Here is a 22,673-nt window from a genome sequence, read left to right on the forward strand (position 1 = left end):
GCCTCTTTCTTCTACCCAACCAACCAGTTTGCCCTTTTCCGTTTCCATCGCTTAGTTATTTGTCATTTTAGGATTAAGCAGCCAACTCACTTGCAATTATCTCAGCCTGTTTCAACACTGTTTCTGTAGCCAACAATTGCATATCCGGCGGATAGCCGCACTCGGCTCTCCCCTGAGCGATCAGCCGGTCCGGAACACCAAGGTCCGATTGTTGGCCGGCATTTCTACATCGTCCGTCACGGTCAAGCCGGCCGCCGCCGCCAAGTCGGCGATCCATTCGTAATCCTTGATGCCGCTACGCGGATCGCGCTGCTTTAGCCATTCGTCGAAGCGGGCATTGCTGTCGCTAGTGTAGCGGCCTTGGTAATTGAAGGGGCCGTAAAAGCACGCGGTCGCGACCGGGCTTAGATGAATCCGCAATTTTTGGAACAACACTTCGACTTCGGCATGCCCCATGATGTGCAAGGTGTTGGCGGAGAACAAGGCATCAATGCCGTTACAAGGCCAGATCGCGTCGGTCACGTCCAAGGCCAGGGCCGGGCGCAGATTGTCCAGTCCGGCTTCGTCGCGCCACAGCGCGATACCGGGCAAATGCTCGGCGCGGTCGGTGGGCTGCCATTCCAGATGCGGCAAATGCCTGGCAAAATGGCAAGCATGCTGACCGGTGCCGCTGCCGATCTCCCACACCGTCGCCGGCTCGGTAAACGCGGTCTTTAACACTTGCAATATCGAGTCTTTGTTGTTTTCGCAGGCTTGCGAGAAGGGCTTGGCTGTCATTACGGTTCTGGTCGGGATTAGGATGCCGGGTATTATGCTATTGATTCGGCGCGACGATCACAATGCCTGGAGCAATTGCCTTGCCGAGACGACAGCAACCCCAACCCGACAACCGCAAAACCATCCCGCAAGCCATCGACAACAAAACATCCAAGTCAGCGATGATTTAAAGATCATCCCTGCTGGGGTTCGTTGCCTCACTATCAACCTATGTCTCTGGCCGATTTTCACCTGCCTAAGCGCCGCTCAATACCTCCCGCGCATCCGTTGCGTTTGACAACGGGGCGTCTCCGCCGGTAGCTTAATGACAGAAGAGTCAACCCACGGCCGATCGCCGACTGCGGTTAAATGCCAATTGCTTACCAGTACACTGAAGCCAAAATACGCACCTTGAATGCGACCATAACCGACCATTTCATCGCCCAGTTGTGGACAGAGGCCTTGGCAAACGACTTGCGGACGTTTTTGACCGGCCGGGTCAAATGCCCGGAAGCCGCCGAGGACTTGGCTCACGAAACCTATTTGCGTTTCTACAAAAGCGCCCATACCAACCTGCCGGACAACGCCCGAGCCTTGGCGTTTCGCATCGCGGTCAATCTGGCGATCGATTATCAGCGTCATTGCAAGGTCAAAAGCCAAATTTTGGCCGACATCGACGACGAACTATTGGCCGACACCGTGGCTGACCACGCCCAGACCGATCCGTTGCGGATTCTGCTGTCGCGCGAACGCTTCGGCACGATGGAAGCTGCATTGAGCGAATTATCCGCCGACTGCCGCACCGCATTTATCCTGAACAAAATCGAAAACCTGTCCTACGCGGAAATCGCCGGTCGCCTGAATATTTCGCAGCGCTCGGTCGGCAGGCTGCTGGAACAGGCGATTTTGCATTGCATGCTGCGGCTGGACGATTGATATGGATACAGATCACACCCTACTAGCAGGTATCGAGTCCCTGCTGCCCTTTTCGGCAGTCGAATGCCGCCGATGACCCGCAACGATCCGAGCGCCTTAGACTTGAAACGCCAAGCCGTGCGCTGGCTGGTGCGCCTGCGTTCGGACGATTTGAGCGAAGCGGAAACGCTGGCATTCGCCGAGTGGCTGTCGCAGGATTACCGCCATTCCGAAGCCTTCGCCGCGGCGGAAAACACCCTGAACGAGATGGCCGTTGTCGCAACCCATTCCGAAAAATTGGCCGTTACGCTCCCGCCGCAGACTGTGTCACCGACGCATCCGCCCGAGCGGCGGTCGCGGCAAGCTGCGCGGGGCCGATATTGGCTTGGCTCCGGCCTAGCGATGGCGGCGGTTTGGCTGTTGGCCGTGCTCACGATTATGCCCAGACAAAGCCATCTGCTTGCCGACTATTTTAGCGACTACCATACGGGCACCGGCGAACAGCGCCAACTCGAACTGGCGGACGGTAGCCACCTGCTGCTCAATACCAATACCGCGATTTCGGTCGACTTCAACGCCGACGTACGGCAAATCGTGTTGCACCACGGCCAGGCTCGTTTTCAGGTGGCGGCCGATGCGGCGCATCCGTTTCAGGTACAAGCCGGCAACCTTAACGTGCGGGCCTTGGGCACTGTTTTCGACGTCTACCAAAGCGGCAGCCAGACTCAGGTCATCGTGGAAGAACATGCCGTACTCGCCATGCCGGCCGGCCGGCAGGCTGCCGACGGCATCAGGATCGAGCAGGGCCAGCAACTGAGCTATCGGCCCGGTCAAACAGGCGCATTGGCAACGATCGATTTAGAATTGGCGCAAGCCTGGCAGCAACGGCAATTGATCGTCAGCGACCGGCCGCTGGCGGATCTGGTTAACGAACTGGAACGCTACCGCCTGGGGCGGATTTATATCGCCGATGAAACGCTGAAACAGCAACATGTCACCGGCGTATTCCCGCTGGACAATCCGGACGTGGTGCTGGAAACCTTGCACAAAGTCCTCGGCATCCGTGCTACCCATCTGGGCCCGTGGGTGGTATTGCAGCGCTAGGCATCTCGTGCCATAAGTTCCCTGCACTCAATCTCGGCAGAAAATCGCCGCGGCATGACCAGCGTACAGGAGTAGTGATCAGCGGCCAAATGCATGCGGGCAACACTTTTTTTGGCTAGGTTTGCTCGGCCAATCGTTGTTTATAAGGAGATTAATATCATTCACCCGGAGGAAAGATGAACAACAGCGGTTATCCAGACCAATGCTTAGCTAAAGGACGCCCATCGCCATATCCCCTACACCCGTTTACCGCCGCCGGCCGGGTGTCGTTATTGATCGGCAGCATGCTGATCAGCCAACCCTTGCTAGCCGAGGAAACCAGGCATTATCAAATCCCCGCGCAATCACTCAACAATGCGCTGACCAAATTCGCGTCGGAAGCCAAACTGATCCTGCTGTTCAATTCCGAACAAATCCGAGGCATCAACACGCGCGGCCTGGATGGCGATCTGACGCCGGAACAAGCCTTGCGCCAATTGTTGCAAGAGACGGGTTACCGCTTTCGCTTCGTCGATGCCCACACCGTTACCCTGGAAAAAGCCGAACAGACCAACCCTCCCGCACCCGCCGACTCCAGCACGCTGCCTGCGGTGAAGGTGGTCGGCAAGGCCGAATACGATGCCACCGACCCTTATAACCCGAATTACGTGTTGCCCAATGCCACCGCCGGCACCAAGACCGACACGCCGATCATGGAAACGCCGTTGAACGTGCAGGTGATTTCCAAGCAGGTGTTGAAGGATCAGCAAGTGATTACCTTGGATCAGGCTTTGAAAAATGTCAGCGGCATCACGAGCAATTCTAACGGCAGTGGCAACGTCACCTTCGGCGGCACGAACCAATCGTTTTTTATCCGCGGTTTTGAATCGGAGACTTTTTTCCGCAATGGCTTTCGCTTGCAGCAAGGCGGGGCGAACCGGCAAATGGCGAATGTGGAATCCGTTGAAGTGCTGAAAGGCGCGGCGGCGATTTTATACGGACAAGTAGAACCGGGCGGCATGGTCAACGTGGTCACCAAGCAACCGTTGGCGACACCGTATTACGCGCTGGGCCAACAGTTTGGTTCCTACGATCTCTATCGCACCACGGTCGACGCCACCGGCCCGGTTGGCAATCAGGACCGTTTGCTGTACCGGATGAATATGTCTTACCAAAACAACAACACATTTCGGGAATTTAACGGTAAAGAAGATGTGTTTCTGGCCCCCGTGTTGAAATGGAACATCAGCTCCCAAACGCAGGCGACTCTTGAACTGGAATACGACCACCAACATCTGGGCTTGGATACCGGATTCGTCCCGCTGTATAACGACAAAATCTTCACTGTGCCGCGCAACCGTAATTACGGCGGCTATTCGCCGTCAACCACCGAAACCGTTTATGGCGGCTTTAATTGGTCACACCAATTTAATGATGATTGGTCTATCAAACATCATTTTTCCGTCAATCAGCAGAATATCGCACAACCGCATTTTGTCTTCCCTATTGCCACCGATGGCGTTGACGTATCTAGACAATTGAATAGCTACGATACCCAAAACAACACGTACGCCACCAGCTTGGACTTGACAGGCCATTTTGATACTGCCGGGTTACATCATACGTTACTGATAGGCGGCGATTATTATCGGGTTGATTCAGTGTTTAAAAATTCAGTCAGCGATCCGCTGTCTAATATAAACCTGCTCAATCCAGTGCATCCCGGTACGCCTTTTACCCAACCGCTATACCCTTTGGTCATCAATACCAGCCGCACCGGCCAATACGGCGCTTATATCCAAGATCAAATCAAATTGCCGCATAACGTCCATGTCATGGGTGGTATCCGTTACCAAAACTTCCATCAGGATCACGTCGCTAATTTCCCCAATTTTGACTTTGTCTTGCCTTCAGTCCAGTCCAATGATGCCGTCACGCCTCGCGTCGGTATTTTATGGCAAGCCAAAAACTGGCTGAGTTTGTATGCCAACTATGTCGAAAGCTTTGGCGTGAACACCGCTTTTACTTTTACGCCTGACAATAAACCGGTACCCCCGACCGAAGGCGAACAATACGAAGGCGGCATCAAAACCGAATTTTTCGACGGTCGCTTGCGGGCGACGTTGGCCTATTATGATTTGACTAAAACTAACGTCCCAACCTCCGACCCCAACCACCCCGGCTTTTCCATCTTGACTGGAGCGGTGCGTAGCCGTGGGCCGGAACTGGACATTAGCGGAGAAATTTTGCCAGGTTGGAGGGTCATTGGCACTTACGCAAATATCGATGCCCGCATCATCAAAACCGAGGAAACCGGTTATCAGGCGGTCGGCACGCGTTTTTGGAACGTCCCCCGGAATACTGGCAGCGTGTGGAGCACTTACGAACTACAAGCAGGGACAATGCGCGGCTTTAAATTGGGTGGTGGAGTGACCGTGCGCGACGGAGTGACGGCTTGTTGCAGCTTCCCCGCCTTCCAATTGCCCGGCTATGCCACGGTCGGTTTACTAGCGGCTTATAGTATCGATGTCGGCAAAAGCAAAATCACCGCCCAGTTGAATGTCGACAACCTATTAGGCAATCACTACACCTCGAATTTATTTACCAATTACAACGCGCCAGTCGGTTTTAACGCCGGTAATGCCGATTTTGGCACACCACGTACATTTATGGGGTCGGTCAATATCCAATATTAACCGTTCAAGTAGCCGGTTAGGACCTTAGGCTGGGATAAGGTAACGAACCCCAACATTTTTAACCGGTTCGGCCTTTGCTGCTTGCCGATGGTTTTATTTAGTCGCGAGATCTCGCTTTTCTGTTTGGCTAGTGGCTCAAAGGTTGTGTTGTTGGGGTTCCTGTCGTCACCCCAACCTACGCTCCTTGGCCAACTTCTTGTCCGCTACGCGGCGTTTTTGCAGCCAGCGTAAAATGCCAGTGACATATAAAATCAGTGGCGCAAAGCCGACGAGACACCACAAGATACGGCCTGTAAGTCCTAAAATCTGCCCGTCATGTAAAGGCCACAAGATATTCATAAACGTCTCGCCGGCGGTAAACTGGTTCGGGTCTTGCACCGCCAACACCGCGCCGCTGTACTGATCAATCCAGACTTTACTACGAGGCCGTTTGCGGTTGGCTTCTCCCGCTTGCCTTTTGGCCACCATATAAACGCCTTCTTTGCCATCCGGTGTATTCACGCCGCGCAATTCCGCGCCGGGAAAAACTTGGTCGGCAATTGCCACGGCTTGAGCAATGGAAATAGGCGAAACTGAATCCAATACCTCCGATTTAAGAGGCGGATTTTTTAAGTGGTCTTTTTCGATGGATGAAAATACCGACACTAGCGGTGTAACGTAGTCTTTATAGCTAAAGGCAAAGCCGGTAAATGCCAGAATCAGCAATAATACCGAGCTATAAAATCCAGTAATCTTGTGTAAATCAAAGTAGTAACGCTCTCGGCTGGCATCAGGTTTTATGGACAATGCCTGTTTGAATTTACCAGTGAGTGGCCACCATAAATATAAGCCAGATAAACAGCTAATAAACAGAAATACGCCAAAGAAACACACCACTTTAAAAGCCTGTTCGCCGACTTCCTTGCCGATTTTACCCATCATAAAATCAGCGTGTAGTTCGTAAATCAGACTAAATAAGGTTTGCCCCCAAAAATGCTGATCAATAATTTCACTAGTATAGGGATTTACCAGAATTTCCAATGGCGCAAATAACTCGTCCTGAGTTTCTTCGGGCTTTGGATACTCAATCCAAAGATAATCACTTAAATAACCCGGTAAAACGATGGCCCAACCGCCATTTCGTTGGGGATTAGCCGTCTTAACCGTTTGCATTACATCGTCCAAACTGCGTAGATCCTGGCTGCTTTGCTTTATCGCTGGCAACCCGAGTTCGTTGAGTTCGTAATAAAAAATATTAAAAGAACCGGTTAGCCCAAAAATAACAAACACAAACCCCACGCTAAGTGCCAGCATTAAATGCAGATTTAGCCAAAATTTACGGAGATTTTTAGCTAAAAACAAAATTGATAAATGACGGCGCTGTAATTTATTAGCCATAAAATAGCTCAAGAAGTAAGGTAGGCTCGGCTGACTTAAGGAAGCCAAACCTACTCAAACCCAACTTACCGGGTTACAAATACCGGTACTTTGGATTCAGTTAATATTCCAATTTCAACGATCCCATTACGGTAATAGGATTACCGGTAATACTATTACTTGCCCCTTGTTGAGTCGCACCGACATAATATTCTTTGTCCAGCACATTATTGATATTTAACTGTGTAGTTAGGCGAGTTTTACCGATCGGTTTTACATAAGCTGCCATCATGTCCATTCGCGCATAACCTGGCAACTCTAAATCACTCCATGTTTGCCCCGCTCTCGAACCCACTAAAACTCCGCCGATACCCGCTTTAAATTCCGGGGTAAATTGATAGGTTCCCCATAAGCTTGCCTGATGCTCCGGCACATTTATTAGACGCTTCCCCAATGCCTCATCGAAATTTTCACCATTCTTAGTTATTCTGGCATCCGTATAGGCATAGGTTAAGATCAGATTTAAATCATCGGTGACGCGCCCCTTAAGGTCGGCCTCAATTCCTTGGCTTCGAGCCTCTCCGGCTGTCATGGTGAAACCGGTATGAATAGGATCAGAAAGCTGGATATTCTGTTTTGTCAGATGATAGAAAGATACGGTGCTGCTTAGTCTCTGATCGAAAAATTCTGTTTTAAAGCCGGCCTCGAATTGTTCACCAATTTCAGGCTTAATGGGTTGATTCCCATAGACCATTCCGGTATTGGCACTACCAAGGGATTCGGTATAGTTACCGTAAACAGAAAGCCATGACATCGGCTGATACAAAATACCAACCCGCGGACTGAACTTTTGATTGTCAGTGCTTTTATAATTGGTGCTGGCCACATCATAGCTACCCGTAGCAAAATCGGAGCCTCGTCCAAAAGTTGCCCAATCGTAGCGGCCGCCGCCCAAGATATGGAGCTTTTCAAACAAGGTAATATGATCTTGAAAATACACGCCAAACCATTCTTCTTTCTCTCTCACCGCATAGTCGTAAGGCGAAGAATAAATAGCGGCCAAGTCAACGGTATTATAAGCCGGGTTGTAGATATCAACCGTTCCGCCGGTGTTGTTCCCGTTACAACACGCGAATCGGTTTTTATCGGCTTTTCGGGTTCTTCTCGAGAAATCGCCGCCGATTAACAATTCGTGTTTGGTATTGAACAACTCGACATTTCCAATTAAATCCAGGTTGGTTCCATAAGTATCATGATAGGCCACGCCAGTTATTGGAAATCGCCTTAACATTGTAGCGTTGAGCATATATTGAGGCTGAAGGTCGAAATAATTGATATCCCAATCCTCGTGCATAAACCGGTTCGTCACTTTCCATTGGTTATTAAATTTGTAAGACCAATCAAATGCCGTCAGCACGGAATTCATGGTGGGGCCTTTCGCCACATCGCCAAGGTAGGTATTAAATGCTAGCGGCGCCGGACGATTACCAATCGTCGGTATTCCGTTGTCATTCACACGTTTATCGTGCTTGAACTCCAACTCGGCATTGGCCTCGAATTGGTCATTAGGCGTCCAACTCAGTTTGGGCGCGATAAATACCCGCTCGTCCCCCACGTATTTCTTGAACGAGCTTAAATCCTGGTAGGACGCGTCGAACCGATATTTCAGTGTCTTAGCGTCGTCGATGGGGCCGGTGGCCGCAGCCGTCGTACGGTATTGATCATAATTGCCGAACTGTTGCTGCAGGGAATAATAGGGTTTATCCAGAGCTTGTTTGGTGACGACGTTGACCATGCCGCCGGGTTGAATTTGCCCATAAAGCACCGCTGCCGGGCCTTTAATAACCTCTACTTGCTCGATGTTCGCAGGATCGGAATAGTTGGTATAACGCCGCAACCCATTACGATAGGTGGAAAAATTGGTGCTGAATCCCCGGATATTAAAGTTTTCGTAAAGATCCCCATAGTCAGGGCTTCTTTGTACGCCGCTGACATTCCTACTTAAAGCTTCCGTGATTTCGATATCTTGCTGGTCATCCATGATGGTGCGAGGCACAATCTGGATATTGACCGGCGTTTCCATCAATGCCATTTCCGTCTTACTGGCGGCGCTGGAAAGAGGGACGGAGTAATCCTTAGTATAAGGATCGGTTGAGTCGTAGCCTACTTTAGTACTAACCACTTTAACAGCCGGCAAAGTCGATGCGGCATCGCTTCCAGGTTCCGCAACCTTGATTGCTACGGAATTATCATCCGTGATGATATACGTCAAACCGCTTCCCGCCAGGAGTTTTCTAAAGCCTTCTTCGACGGTGTACTCGCCGTCCAGTCCCTTGCTGGTTTTGCCGTCGGTCAATTTGGATTCCCCGGTAAACAGAATGCCGGCATCGCGCGCAAACTGGCTAAGTGCTTGTCCCAAGGAGCCGCCGCCGATGTGGTAGCTTTTCCTGTTGGTTATTTCTTCTCCCTGCGCTGCGACTGAAGCGGTCAGCGCTGAAGCCAATAGAATTCCCTGTATAGCGTGGCTCAATCGGGATGAACGAAAGCCCGGATCGCAGCGATGGTGTGTGTTTGACATCGGTTTTTCTCCATTTGTGGTGTTTTCATTAACTAATACAAACGAGCGAGGAAAAACCGGAACTGCGAATTGAAAAAAATTTAATAAATTTTTTAACGGATTGTTTTTAGATGGAAAAATAATCCGCTTTTTAAGCAACAATGCGCTTGATGAGCCAGTGTCGAGCACCGTCTACAACTTTCCCATCCACTTGAACGGCGATGCCGGATGCTTCCGAGCTTGCGTGATACATTGATTACACGCATTCAATAGTTGACGCAAAGGGGATTTGAAATGGCTATCTCAATAAGACTTTCTCCGGAAATTGAACAACGGCTTGATTATTTGGCAGGCCAAACCGGGCGTACGAAGGCATTTTATTTACGAGAAATCATCGAAAAGGGATTGAACGATATGGAAGATTATTACTTGGCCGCCGGCGTGTTGGAACGCGTACGCAATGGTGAAGAACGCGTTTATTCATTAGATGAGGTGCAGGGATGATTAACGCGGCAGGACTTTAACCCAGAAAGGTAGCGGATGTGAGAGCTTGACCGGCAGGTTAGCCTCCAGAAAAGCCAGAATTCTATCGGTGTCTTTTAGCGGGTATGAACCGATGATCCGTAAATCGGCGATCTCGGGAGCACAGGTGATGTAGCCTGGTCGGTAACGGCTGAGTTGCAGCAAAAACTCGCTGAGCGGCAAATCGTCGGCGACGATGAAGCCTTCAGTCCAAGCCGGTTTATTCTGGTTGTGTCGGTGTATCGACTCGATGCGGCTTGACGCAAACTGAACTTGTTGACCTGCAACTAGGGTTTGTTTGGCGGAAATTGCATCGGCTGGTTGGATTTCTACACCATCTTGAAACACCGCAACCTGCGTTAGATTTTTGTATTGGCCGACGCTGAAGCGGGTGCCGAGCGCCTGTACCCTGCCTTCCAGCGTATCCACGACAAACGGCCGTTTCCAACCAACGGTATCGGCTGCTGTTTCGATGTAAATTTCCCCTTTAACCAACTGCAGCCGGCGCAAATTAACCGAGAAATCGACGTTAACCGCGCTGCCGCTATCCAGAACGACGCTGGAGCCGTCGGCGAGGGTGATGGTTTTACTTTCGCCAAGCGCCGTATGTTGATCAGCCGACCATTCCTGCCAGTAACGGCCGCGAGAAACCTGCCAGCTGGATAATCCGGCCATACCCAATAGGGCCATGCTTAACAGCAGGCGTCTTCGATTGAGATCGGGGGCATTAAGCGCTTCGGTTGCGGCGAAGGCCGCTTGTGGCGGTAGCGATTTAAATTTGTCGGTATAAAACTCAACTCTGGCCCAAGCCATTCGGTGATCCGGATGCGAAGCCAACCAGGCTTGCCACTGTGCGGTTTCGTCAGGACAAACGTTGCCGGAGCTCAGAACCATAAACCACTCAGCTGCCTCCGCCACGACGCGGGGATGGATCTTTTGTCGATTTTCGGACGACATGTTCGGTTAGAACTCCACGCTCAGACATAGCACCATGGCTTGTACCATGTACTTTCTAACCATACGATCGCTGACGCCGAGTTTTTCGGCGATTTCGACGTAGGTAAGTCCATCGATCTGGGACATAAAAAATGCCTTGCGTGCCTTTACCGGTAAGCGATTAAGCAGTCCATCGATTTCTTGTAGCGTTTCCAGAATAATGGCATTTTCTTCCAATGACGGCGAAATGGCTTCAGGTAGTGCCGACAGGCGTTCCAAATACACTTGTTCAATGGTGGCACGACGCCAATGGTTTATCAGTAAATTTTTGGCAATGGTAGCGAGGTAAGGCCTGGGTTCGTCCAAATCCAGTGTGCGACCCGATGCCATCACCCGTACAAAAGTATCGTGCGCATGATCTTCGGCTTGCAAGCGACATTGCACACGCTTATTCAGCCACCCCAGCAGCCAGGAGTGGTGCTCGCGATAAAGCAGGGACAAGGCTTCATTCGTCAGCAATTCCGTCGCCATTAATCACTCCTGTCTACGATTGAAAGATGTGGCTTCAATGCATCATGCGGGCGGTTGATCATAATTTTGCTTGCCTCGCTCCATCCGTAAGATTGCTGATTTTATCGCCCTCAAGAGAGCTTGTTTTTACCAAAAGCCTTTCATTCAAGCAAAAACTATTCCACTGCATGTTTCGCGCAGTATTCTGTATTGCGGTTTATTGTTGAAATATACGACTTACATGTAATTCGGCATTGATAACAAATTCTAACCAAGCCGATATTTCAACAATGTCCTAACTCTACTTTGTCAGATTTGTTCAAGACCGTCGTGCCCGCCGGGAAGCGGACATCCAGTGTCATGGAGGGTAGGTTTAACTCCGTCCTTGAAGCCTGGATTCGTTCCGCGCTCTAACGGATCCGGCCATCCATGCCGGAATGACGATGCTTATTGTGTAAGCAGACCACGTAGCAACGACCGCCCACCAAGAAACTCTAGGGAGCACTGTGTCATATGACTTATTTTGGCGATGAAAAGCATGTGAAATCACGTAACCGCGAGATAAAAATACCAATTGCGGCGAAAGCCCTTCCTACGCCTATCTTTTTCTTTTATTGCCTCCCTTTAACCACCGTTAGGAACGATTTGTAGAACAGGCTTTTGATGGACCGCGCGACAATCGACTGAATTTTCGGATCGAGAACAGTCGATAGCGGTTGTCAATGCGGGATTCCGGACCTGGGCCGGTTTATTAACGGTTAAGTCGTTTGGTTTTTTTTACGTAAACGGTTCGACGGGGATTAAGTTTTAGGCTTAACTACCGGTTCTACGCAAACGGTACGCCACACCCAGCGACACTACACAAAAACGCCGATCCCACTGGGATCGGCGATTCGAAAACATGCGCTGGAAATGATCCCCGTGTGTCGGCGGAATCAACTTTCCCCGGCTCTGACCTCGAATTCGATTTTCCATTGCTGCTGCTCGCGCCGGGACACGGCGCGCAATTCCAGCGTGCCGACTTCGGTAACCGCCGAGGACAGATAGACCGGCACGATGTCGCCGGCGGCGCGGCCTTCTTCCGGCAGGGTGATTTCGATTTCGTCGAGTTCTTCCAACTCGTCGTCGTGCCAGCTTTCCAGACGGGTGCCGACCTGGTCTTCGCGGCGGGTTTTAGAACCGAAGAAGCGAAAGCGTACCGGTTCGCCGACGATCAAGCCGAATTCGTCGTTGGGCAGGTTTTGCTCGGTGCCCTCTTCCATGCCGAACGGCGCGATGCACAGCGCTTCGATTTCCGGCGCCAAGCCGGGTACCGCCGGCATCGCGCTTTCGACGCCGACGTAATAGGCCGCCGCCGTGCCGCCCTTGATGCGCACACCCTTGCCTTGCCGAACGAAGCCGTAATAAGCCGCACCGCGCGCCACCGCCAAATCCAGATCGGCGCCTTGCAGCAAGCGCGCTTCCGGGGCTTGTTCGGCTTGCAGCCAGCCGTTCAGGATTTGCATCAGGCGCTCGGCCAACACGCCGGCCTTCAACACCCCCCCGTTGAACAGCACGGCGGTCGGATGCAAAAAGCTGGCATGCTCGGGCAGATTCACCGCCTGGAATTCCTCGGTCGCCTGGCGTTGGCGTGCCAAAAACGCCGCCAGATGGCGAGTAATACCCGCGTCTTGCGCATACGGCAGACCAGCGCTACGCAGACCGCTACGCGGCCGGCTGACCGGCTTGTCACCGGCTTGGGCATTGGGCAAAAAGCCTTCGACCAAGACCCGATTGAGTTCGTCGCGGGTCAGTTCGGTGCGCAAGGTGCCGCCGATCAGCGACGAACCCCGACTGGCGACTACCAGCGGCATGCTGCCCAGCTCGGGCTGATTGAACAGCTTTTCCTTGGCCTCGCGGCAACCGTGCGTTAGGGACTGAACCTGCCAGGATTCCAGCTTCTTGCCGCTGTCCTGTTCCAGCTTGGCCTTGACCGTGTAGGCGAGCGCGAGGTCCATGTTGTCGCCACCCAGCAGGATGTGGTCGCCGACCGCGACGCGGGTCAATTGCAGATTGCCGTCCTGTTCGGTGACCGCGATCAACGACAAGTCGGTGGTACCACCGCCGACATCGACGACCAAAATCACGTCGCCGACCTTGACGTGATTGCGCCAATCGCCTTCGCTGTTCTCGATCCAGCTATACAGCGCGGCTTGCGGCTCCTCCAGCAGCACGGCTTGCCCCAGGCCGACCGAGCGCGCGGCTTCGACGGTCAATTCCCGCGCCGCCGGATCGAACGAGGCCGGCACGGTGATGGTCAAATCCTGGTATTCCAGCCGGTCTTCGGCAAAGCGATGGTTCCAGGCGTCACGCAAATGTTGCAAATAGGCCTGGGTGGCGGCGAACGGCGAAATGCGCTCGACCTCGTCCGGCGCTTCGGCCGGCAAGATCGGTTGCTTGCAATCGACGCCGGCATGACACAGCCAACTCTTGGCGCTGGCGACCAGCCGGATCGGCGTCTTGCCACCCAAATTGCGGGCGATTTCACCGACCAGTTTGTCCGGCTTGGCCGACCACGGCAACGCGGTCGAGCCTTCGGCCAATTCCGCCGGGTGGGCCAGATAGGTAAACGACGCCAGCTGCGCTTTGTCCTCGATCTGGCCCGGTCCGATCAATTGCGGGATCGCGAATACTTCGATCGCCACTTGATCGTCGCCGGTCCGCAAATCGACATAGGACAGCACGCAGTGAGTGGTACCCAAGTCGATACCGACCGAATAACGGGCACTCATAATTCCACCTCGGCCGGCGCGACGATTTTGGCGTTATGGCCTTCGGTCAGTTTGGGCAGGCGCAAATCGGTAACTTGCCAGCCTTTGTGCACCAAAGTACCGGTGAACGGAGCCTGGCCGACGATATTGCCGGTCAAGCGGAACGACGCGGCATCGAAGCCGGGATTCAAGGTGACACGGTTGCCTTCGGCATCCGAACTGACCGGCGCCAGCGTGAAATGCTCGTTGATCGCCTTGACGCAACCTTGATGCACCACCCGCGCCGCCGCGCCGATGTCGGCATCGGAAAACGCGCCGACATCTTCCTTGATAAAGTCGATAAAGCGGGCTTCCTTTTGCAACAGGCTGAGCAATTGCAAAGCCGCATCAGGAGTGGCTTCCTTCAGAATCACCGGTTCGGGCGCTGGGGCTTGGACAATTTTTTCGACTTCGACGATTTTCTCGACGATCTTGATCTCGGGTTGCGGCGCCGGCATTGGCGGCGCCGGCGCGGCCACCGGTTCGGATTTTTTGCAGCGGCGCAGACCCAGCAGCACCGAAATCAAAACGGCGATCAAGATCAAGGCCAGCACCGCGGCGGTGCCGGCCAGACAAACGTGCCACAAATCGAACGTAGTCGGGCGTAGCGATAAATCGATGGTATAGGTGTTCATGGTGTAAGGCTTGGTTGAGAACAAGCCGCCGGAGGCGGCAATCGCGGCGGCCGGCCGCCGCACGGATTATCAGGGTTGAGCGCCGGCTTTTTTGGCGGCTTCGAGGTACATCAATTCTTGCAACATATTGCGGGTGGTCTGGATACGCAGTTTTTTCAAGTGCCGGTCGGCCACGACGCCCGGCACGCCGACGTCGGTGTAGACCTTACGCATGTCGCCCAAGGCCGGCTCGCAGTATTTGGCGATCGCGTCGGTGGCGTTGCGGCTCTCCAGTTTTTGGTTTTCCGGCTTGCGCATCTCGTCGACGACGCACTTTTTATATTTGAATTGCGCTTGCTGGATTTTTTGGATGGTGTCTTCGCTGAGCGAGGTTTCGTTCCACTCGTCCTTGGCGGATTCTTCGGCGGCGGCCCAATTCGCGGTCAGCAGCAACGCGATCAACAGATATTTCATGGTTTGGCTCCTGGCTTGAAAGTTTTTAGCCGGGATTTTACGCGATGGCGGCGAGATTGAACAATTGATGATGGACCGCGAACCGGCGCCGACGCGTTGACGGACGAACAGTTCGCCGTTAAATTCCGATGCCGAGCGCGGGTACGATACCGAGAAAATCGCGCTAGAGTGCCGGTATCCGGTTCCAGGCCACCGGAAAACCAAGACCGCACAAGACGCGACGACTGTTTCGAATACGCCCGCGCTCCAATAAAGCCGGGCAGAGTCAGCAGGCGCCCTCCCCCACGCTACCGCAAAGACTTTGGATGGTCCTCGGGGCGGGCCAATAATTAAACTACGTTGAATACGCCAAGCCGCTCCGGCAATTCCCGAATCCCCAGACACAAAAAAGGGGCCGAAACGGCCCCTTTTTGCTTGCGGCACAGCGCGCTTATTTGACGGCGGCGGCGATGTCGTTGAAGGCCTCGACACGTTGTTTGCCGGCGTTGGCCAATTCGATACCGTTATCGACCACCAATTTGATCAAACCCGGCGTGCTGTAGACGATTTTACCCAGATAAGCGACCAAGGGCACCGCGACGACAGCGCCGAACAAGCTACCGATACCCAAAACACCTAACAATTTGGTGATCAGCACCACAATGTCCAGCGGCAACAAAATCATCGTGCCGAAATAGACCAGTACGATAAACGTAAACAATACGAACACGACGAACTGGACCAGCCTGACCAAAGCAACATTTAGGTTTTTCATGGTTTTCAATGTCTCGAATGAATAAAGAATCGGTAAACGCCGACAACCGGCCTGATTCGGCCGGCGGACCAGCCTTGAACGCCGAGATTATAAAATAAAACCCCTACGGAATCCTCAACTTTTTGGCTGAAAGTCGCGCCGTCATTCGGCCGGCGGACTCAATTCGCGCCGATGCGCCGGCTTGTCGATGAAAAACGGATGCAATAAGGCACCGACCGCGAAACCGCCCAAATGCGCCCACCAGGCGGAATCGACCGCGACGTTGTCGAACATCGCGGCGGTGAACACGTCGCCCACTTGTACGATCACCCAAAAACCCAAAAAGGCGATGGCCGGCACCTGAAAAAACAAGGGATAGAACAATATCGGCACCATAATCACGACGGTCGCATACGGAAACCTCACGAAATAGGCCCCCAGTACCCCTGCAATCGCCCCGGACGCGCCGACCACCGGTATCGCGATATTCGGATAAAAATACCACTGCGTGACCGTTGCTAGCAATCCGGACACAAGATAGAACGCCAGGAAACGCCAATGTCCCATCAAATCCTCGATGTTGTCGGCGAATATCCACAAGAACACCATGTTCATCAGCAAGTGCAGAAAACCGCCGTGCAGAAACAAACTGGTCAAAAACGACAAATAATGATCCGGCGGCAAGCCGAAGGCATACGCCCAATCCGGATTCGAGTAGCGGATCGGCACCATGCCGTAAAGATAGACAAAGTGTTGACCGACCTCGTCCGGCATGAACAGCATTGCGACATAGACCGCCGTGCAAACCGCCATGACGGCCCACGTCACGTAGGGCTTGGTTTGGCAAGGTATCGAATCTCGAATGGGTATCATGGTCTGGCCTCTTGAATAATCGGAATCATGTCGCAGTCCGCAACGGGATGGGCGCCGATGCCCACTTTCGAACGCTACGCCGATGCCGCCAGCGTACTTTAAACACTTCGGCAAATAGCCCGGCGCTTGGTTCCGCCGCTTGGACGGTTCCCGAATCGCCGCCAATAACGGGCGCATCGACGCCGACATAAGCTTAGTCGCTCAGGATGTTTAACGCCGCAACTGGATATGCCGGGGCGACGCGGCGGTTTCAGGTTCGTACGCTAGTTTGCCAGGAATTTGGCAACTTGCTTGGCCTAGCGATCTTGAGCAGCCAAAAACCGCCCGCTCAGCGGGTCGAGGGGATCGAGGGGAACTTAGGCGAAAGCCGGAAACACGCTTACCGAGCGGTGCGTTCCGGCAATCGAGTCAGCCGCGGTCGAATTGCGGAACGCCGTTTTTGCAACCAGCGAATCAAACCGGTGACAAACAACACCGGGCAAGCCAGACCGGTAACAAACACCAGAATCCGCCCGGACGTGCCGAAAGCCTGTCCGGAATGCAAGGGCCATTGCCAATGGGTCAAGATTTCGCCGGCCGTGGCGGTCGACAGGCTGGGATCGTCCCGATCCAAAATGACGCCGGAGTAGCGGTCGATCACGGTGCAGCGGCGTTGCAAGAGACTTCCGGGCGCATCCACGCCATCCTGGCAGACGGTGTAGGTTTGAGTGGGATTCGGCGCGCCGTAAATCCAGTGCGGCCGACCTTGCGGATATTGTTGCACGGCGATTGCCACCGCTTGATCCATGCCGATGGCCGGCGCATTCGGATAAGGCGGCTTGGATTCGAACCAATAGCGATAAGTCGCCGGCGAAAACAATTCCAGCACCGGCACCACGTGATGCGGCAACACCATGTAAATTCCGGAAAACAGTACCGGCAGCATCACCAGCAAGGTGTAAAAACCGCTGGTTTTGTGCAGGTCGTAATTGAGACGCACCTTACCGGCGCCGCGCTTGAAGGTCAGCGCGTTACGCCACTGCCCGGTCAGCGGCCACCAGACGATCAGACCGGTCAGCGTCGAAATCATTAGCAACGCCGCCGAAAGGCCGACGACCACCCTGCTGATGTCTTTCGACGGAATCAGCAGCGCGTAATGCAACTCGAACATCAAATCGATGAAGGTGGCCGGCAGCCATTCATCCGAGCGGTGTTGGAGAAATTTTCCGGTTACTTCAGCCGAATAGGGATTCACGCCGACCAACCACTGCTCTTGAACAGTGGCGGATATCGGTACAACAAAACGCAGCTTGAATGCCGCCTCCCGATTGCGCGGATAATAGGCGAAAGCGTGCTTCGCCGTGGCCGGCATCACCGAGTTGCCGGCCGCGAAAATCTCCGCCAACGGGCGATATTGCGTATTCGCCGGTTGCTCGACCACCAATACCTTCGGATACAGCCATTCCTCGATCTCCGGGTAAAACACCAAAATGCTTCCGGTAACGCCATAGATCGACAGCAAAACCCCCAGTACCAAACCCAGCCACAAATGCACTCTCAACCAGAACTTGCGTCGAGCCTTGAGCCTCGACAAATTACGATCGCCAATCAGCGACGCGATCGAGACCACTTTCTCGGGTAAGTGTAGAAGTGAGTAGCTCCGTCGCTTCATCGAATAACCGAACCTTAGAACTCCAAACGGATCGAACCCATGAAATTGCGCGGCGCGCCAGGCTGAGTCAAATAGCCGTTGAATGCGGATGTTTCGTAAATCGTTTTATCCAGCAAATTGTTGACGTTCAACTGCGCGGTTACTTTAGATTTGCCGATTTCCCAAGAATATCCAAGCAACGCATCGACTCGGACATAGCCCGGCATTTGCCAGTTATTCCGATTATTGCCTTGGCGCTCACCAACCAGATACGCACCGGCCCCCAAGCTCAGACCGTGAAATGTCGAATCTTGAAACGCATATTTGGCCCAGAAGCTGCCCGAATTCGCCGGAACGTTCCAAAGCTTGTGCCCTAGATTCCCGCTGTTGTCCTGAGTGATGGTCGCATCGGTATAGGCATAGGTCGCGATCAAATTCAAGCCGTCGGTGACCTGCCCTGACACATCCACTTCTATACCACGACTTCGAGCTTCGCCGGTTTGGACGGAAAACCGGGTATTTACCGGATCCGGCGTTGCAATGTTTTGTTTGGTCAATTCGTAAAAGGCAACGGTGGTCAGCAACCGCTTATCGAACCATTCGGTTTTAAATCCAACCTCGTGCTGCTGCGCGGTTTCGGCATCCAGCGGTTTGCCGTTCGAAGCCAACGCGCTATTCGCCCCTCCCAGAGATTCCACGTAATTTCCGTACAGCGACAGCCACGGCCAGGGTTGATAAACCAAGCCCACGCGCGGACTAAACGCCTCATTCTGAACCTCAGTCTCGCTGCTTCTGGCCGCTTCGATGGAAGTCGAGGCCGCTCCGCTGCCGCGCGTCGCCCAATCGTAGCGTCCACCGCCCATGATATGCAGCTTATCGAACAGCGTAATTTGATCCTGAAAGTAGGCACCGTACCAATATTGTTCCAATGTACTGAAACTATTGAAACCCTGGCTTGCAGCGGATGGTACCTGACCATAAACAGGGTTAAAAATATCGACCACCGGCCTAAGGCTGGCCGGCGCGGGGGCACCAAAAAATCCCTGCCCTTCGAAATCCTCCCAAAAGTAATCGAATCCCGCCAATACTCGGTGCTCAGTGCCTAACAGCTTGAATTTGCCAGTGAGATCAATGTTGGTCGCAACGGTATCGGTAATATCGATCGGCCTATCGGTGACATTTCTAATTGCCGTGCGATTATTGACGGGACTGACCGGTCCCGGAAAAAAGGATGAATTATTGATTTGGTAATCCAGCTTATAGTAATGAAAGCGATGCTGGATTTTCCAATTGTCGTTGAATTGATGCGACCAATCGAACCCGATCAAAAACTTGTCGAATACCGACTTTTCATTATCCGACCCAAAACCGTAGTAACGGCTGATCGGCACGTTGGCGGGACGATTGCCCAGAACAGGCAATCCGGTATAGCTGGTACGAGTGTCGTAGAGATATTCCAGATTCAAATTGATTTCAGTACGGTAGCTGGGCTTCCATGTAATGGACGGAGCGAAAAACACCCGTTCCTGATCCATTTTCTCGACAAAAAAGTCATTATTCTGGTAGGCCAAATTAACTCTATACAACAAAGAATGGTCTTGATTGATCGGCCCGGTCGCGTCTGCGGTGGTACGGAACATATCGTACGAACCGAACTGCTGCTCCAATGCGTAATACGGGGTATCCAGCGGTTTTTTTGTAACAATGTTGATCAATCCACCCGGCTCGATGCGGCCATACACCGCCGCAGCCGGACCTTTCAGAACTTCTAATCGCTCCAGATCCGCGACCTCTTGCACCGCGCGCCGGATACGCAGACCGTTGCGATAAACCGTGGTGGCGCCATCGGTTTGGAAACCACGTAACTGAAAGCCTTCATACATGGGATCGGTGGCCCAATTTATGCCGCTGACATTTTTGAGCGCGTCCTTGATTCGAATCGCCTGCTGGTCTTTCAATATCTGCTTGGGAATAACTTGTACCGACATCGGTAACTCCATAATCGACGTATCGGTTTTCGTGGCGGCACTAGTATTAGGCAAGCGATAGTCCGAATTAAAGGGGTCATTGGGGTCGGTCATCGTTTTTCCCAGTACCGTCACGTTGGGCAAAGTTGTCGGACCGACCGCCGATTGTGGTTCGACGGGTCTTTCCAGTTTTTCCAACGTCACGGTCCCATCACCGGCGCTTTTGGCGACAAGGCCGGTGCCCATCAACAAATTTTGCAAGGCCTGTCGCGGCGTGTAACGCCCTTGCACCGCATTACCGCGCAAATTTCCGGTTAGTTGCGAACTGAAAAACACCTTGACGCCGCTAGTTTCGGAAAACAGCAGCAAGGCATCGGCTAACGGCGCGGCCGGAATGGCAAAATCGATTTCAGCCTCGGCCGCGCACAAAGGGCTAGCCATCAGCGTGGCGGCAAACAGTGTCAAACAAAACGGGTTGATCGGGGATAAACGGCGGTTCATCGGGCCTCCTGGCGTCGGTTACGAAAGTCGCGGATCGCCGATAGCGAATGCTGCTTCGGACAATCCGTGCGGGTTCGTAACCAAAGACGACCGGGCCGGCAGGTTTTATAACCTCATTGCAAAAAAATATTTTTCGGCAGAAAAAAGCGTTGGTTTGCAAAAGCCAAAGGTGCAACCATCGCTGAGCGCGGACCATGGCCGTAAAAGTAGAATCGTTGCGGGAAGGGCTTTAGCCGCGACTCAAGACCGCTTGAACCTGGATAAGCTGCCGGTCGCCGCTAAAGCGCCTCCCGCGGCTAGCCTCAATGCGAGTTAACGAGACTGCCATGCTCAACGGCGGTTTCCGATTACACCCCCACCATGCTCGAGCGGCGAGACTGCTCATCTGCGCCGCAAAATCACCAAAGCGTCGGTCAGCCGCCATTCGGCGACGGCCAAGGTTTTCTCGATGACGGCCAGTGCCGCTTCAGTGTCGTTGGCGTCGAACACGCCGGTCACTCGATGCCGGGCCAAATCGGGGTCTGCGATGACGATCCGACCGGAACGGTAACGGTTCAAGTCGTCGACCACGGCTTGCAGCGCTTGTTCCTTAAACACCAGGCGCCGCTCCCGCCAGGCACCGACTTGCTTCAGATTCACGCTTTCCGGCCGGCCGGCCTTGCCGCCGACCGACTCGACACGCTGGCCTTCCGGTAGGCTTTCCACGGTTTCGCCGTCGGCGAACGCGACCCGCACGCTGTGTTCGTATACCGTGACCGCCAGATCGTCCCGCCAATGTTTGACATCGAACGCGGTACCCAAGGCCCTGACCCGGCCGCCGCTGCTCACTACTTCGAACGGCCTTCCTGCGTCGGCGGCAACCTTGAAGTAGGCCTCGCCGCCGTGCAAGCGAATCACTCGTTGGGTTTCGGAAAAATCCACCGACAATGACGAGCCGGTATTCAGAATTACCGTCGAGCCGTCGCTCAGTTGAATCCGGCGCTGCTCGCCGGTGCCCGTGCGGAAATCGGCCAACCAACCGGCAGCCATCGCCCAACCCAAGCACGCGGCCAGTAGCAGACAGGCGGCCATCGGCACCAGCCAGGAATGCCCGCGCCGCGCCGGCCGGTCGGCGACTTCAAGCCGCGCACCGGTTGCGCCGCGTAGCGCCGCTTGGATGTCAACGATCTGCGCCGGATCGATGCGTTCTATTCGGCCGAAAAACGCCTCGGCCCGTCGCCAGGCTTCCCGGTTGTCGGCACTCGCCGCCAACCAAGCTTGCCAGCGCCGTTCCTGCTCGCCGTCGTAAAACGGCGAGTCGCGCAACGCCAGCCAATACTCGGCTTGTTCGTCGGGGCTGCCTTGAGGAAATGGCGGAATGGGAGAATTCATCGCTAGGGCCGGTCTGCTGTTGCTGCAAGTAGCGGATTATAAAGCCACGATAGGGTAAGGGCTGCCGCGTTGGACGCCATCGACAGCCAAATCAATCCAACTCGCCGACCGTCCGCCGGCAATGGCGCATGGCCTGGGTCAAGTACTTGAAGATCATCGTCTGCGATATCCCCAGCTTTTGTTCCACTTCCGCGTAGCTACAATGCTGGAGTTTGAGCAAGACGAACACTTCCCGGCACTTGGGCGACAATTCGTCCAGCGCGGCAATCAAGCGTTCCAGTTGTTGTTGCGACATCACGGTACGTTCGGCGGAGAGTGACGCCGGTTCGCCGCCGTCGCCCTCCGCCCCATCCCCGGCCTCTTGGTCCCAACCGGCGTGGCGCTGGTGGC

18 protein-coding genes are annotated in these 22,673 nt (G+C 53.7%); 4 read left to right on the forward strand and 14 right to left on the reverse strand.

Going from position 1 to position 22,673, the window contains the following annotated elements:
- Positions 1-180: 180 nt before the first annotated feature.
- On the reverse strand, positions 181-777 hold the full coding sequence (locus tag A1355_RS17575) for a DUF938 domain-containing protein (protein WP_064030581.1): 597 nt from the start codon (positions 775-777) through the stop codon (positions 181-183).
- Positions 778-1,125: 348 nt separating this feature from the next.
- Here A1355_RS17575 and A1355_RS17580 point away from each other — a divergent pair, with 348 nt between their 5' ends.
- The 3 genes from A1355_RS17580 (at position 1,126) to A1355_RS17590 (ending at position 5,450) form a co-directional block, all read left to right on the forward strand.
- Complete coding sequence (locus tag A1355_RS17580) at positions 1,126-1,692, forward strand: RNA polymerase sigma factor (RefSeq protein WP_082885621.1); 567 nt, start codon at positions 1,126-1,128, stop codon at positions 1,690-1,692.
- 72 nt (positions 1,693-1,764) lie between these two features.
- Positions 1,765-2,775, forward strand: coding sequence for a FecR family protein (locus tag A1355_RS17585; RefSeq protein WP_064030593.1), 1,011 nt, complete (start codon positions 1,765-1,767; stop codon positions 2,773-2,775).
- A 176-nt stretch (positions 2,776-2,951) separates the two neighbouring features.
- A complete protein-coding gene (locus A1355_RS17590) occupies positions 2,952-5,450 on the forward strand; it encodes a TonB-dependent siderophore receptor (RefSeq protein ID WP_231883713.1) in 2,499 nt (832 codons plus the stop codon).
- 165 nt (positions 5,451-5,615) lie between these two features.
- Here A1355_RS17590 and A1355_RS17595 read toward each other — a convergent pair whose 3' ends face one another.
- Together A1355_RS17595 and A1355_RS17600 are read right to left on the reverse strand one after the other, a co-directional pair.
- A complete protein-coding gene (locus A1355_RS17595) occupies positions 5,616-6,827 on the reverse strand; it encodes a PepSY-associated TM helix domain-containing protein (protein WP_064030582.1) in 1,212 nt (403 codons plus the stop codon).
- Positions 6,828-6,927: 100 nt separating this feature from the next.
- Positions 6,928-9,552 (reverse strand): TonB-dependent siderophore receptor, encoded by a 2,625-nt coding sequence (locus tag A1355_RS17600; protein ID WP_157197937.1) that lies wholly within the window; start codon positions 9,550-9,552, stop codon positions 6,928-6,930.
- A 105-nt stretch (positions 9,553-9,657) separates the two neighbouring features.
- On the opposite strand from A1355_RS17600, the gene A1355_RS17605 reads away from it, so the two are divergent.
- Entirely contained in the window at positions 9,658-9,867 is a 210-nt protein-coding gene (locus A1355_RS17605) for a hypothetical protein (RefSeq protein WP_064030584.1), read from the forward strand.
- Here the strand turns inward: A1355_RS17605 and A1355_RS17610 are convergent, their stop codons facing one another.
- The 11 genes from A1355_RS17610 to A1355_RS17660 all read right to left on the reverse strand — a co-directional run.
- Positions 9,868-10,842, reverse strand: a complete 975-nt coding sequence (locus A1355_RS17610) for a FecR domain-containing protein (protein ID WP_064030585.1) — start codon at positions 10,840-10,842, stop codon at positions 9,868-9,870.
- A 6-nt stretch (positions 10,843-10,848) separates the two neighbouring features.
- Positions 10,849-11,352, reverse strand: a complete 504-nt coding sequence (locus A1355_RS17615) for a sigma-70 family RNA polymerase sigma factor (RefSeq protein WP_064030586.1) — start codon at positions 11,350-11,352, stop codon at positions 10,849-10,851.
- A gap of 914 nt (positions 11,353-12,266) precedes the next feature.
- On the reverse strand, positions 12,267-14,102 hold the full coding sequence (locus A1355_RS17620) for an Hsp70 family protein (RefSeq protein WP_064030587.1): 1,836 nt from the start codon (positions 14,100-14,102) through the stop codon (positions 12,267-12,269).
- Entirely contained in the window at positions 14,099-14,755 is a 657-nt protein-coding gene (locus A1355_RS17625) for a DUF2760 domain-containing protein (protein ID WP_064030595.1), read from the reverse strand. Before A1355_RS17625 ends, A1355_RS17620 begins: the two co-directional genes overlap by 4 nt.
- 69 nt (positions 14,756-14,824) lie before the next feature.
- Entirely contained in the window at positions 14,825-15,208 is a 384-nt protein-coding gene (locus A1355_RS17630; RefSeq protein ID WP_064030596.1) for a hypothetical protein, read from the reverse strand.
- Positions 15,209-15,638: 430 nt separating this feature from the next.
- On the reverse strand, positions 15,639-15,962 hold the full coding sequence (locus A1355_RS17635; RefSeq protein ID WP_064030588.1) for a hypothetical protein: 324 nt from the start codon (positions 15,960-15,962) through the stop codon (positions 15,639-15,641).
- Between the two features lie 141 nt (positions 15,963-16,103).
- Positions 16,104-16,814, reverse strand: a complete 711-nt coding sequence (locus tag A1355_RS17640) for a rhomboid family intramembrane serine protease (protein WP_064030597.1) — start codon at positions 16,812-16,814, stop codon at positions 16,104-16,106.
- Between the two features lie 379 nt (positions 16,815-17,193).
- The gene (locus tag A1355_RS17645; protein WP_064030589.1) at positions 17,194-18,465 is read right to left on the reverse strand and encodes a PepSY-associated TM helix domain-containing protein; all 1,272 of its coding nucleotides are present in this window, start codon (positions 18,463-18,465) and stop codon (positions 17,194-17,196) included.
- A 14-nt stretch (positions 18,466-18,479) separates the two neighbouring features.
- The gene (locus tag A1355_RS17650; RefSeq protein WP_064030590.1) at positions 18,480-20,912 is read right to left on the reverse strand and encodes a TonB-dependent siderophore receptor; all 2,433 of its coding nucleotides are present in this window, start codon (positions 20,910-20,912) and stop codon (positions 18,480-18,482) included.
- 381 nt (positions 20,913-21,293) lie between these two features.
- Positions 21,294-22,283, reverse strand: a complete 990-nt coding sequence (locus tag A1355_RS17655) for a FecR family protein (protein WP_064030591.1) — start codon at positions 22,281-22,283, stop codon at positions 21,294-21,296.
- A 91-nt stretch (positions 22,284-22,374) separates the two neighbouring features.
- On the reverse strand, positions 22,375-22,673 hold a 299-nt coding region (locus A1355_RS17660; protein WP_157197939.1), incomplete at its 5' end, for a sigma-70 family RNA polymerase sigma factor.

Origin of the sequence: Methylomonas koyamae (assembly GCF_001644025.1) — a bacterium.
GTDB classification, from domain to species: domain Bacteria; phylum Pseudomonadota; class Gammaproteobacteria; order Methylococcales; family Methylomonadaceae; genus Methylomonas; species Methylomonas koyamae_A.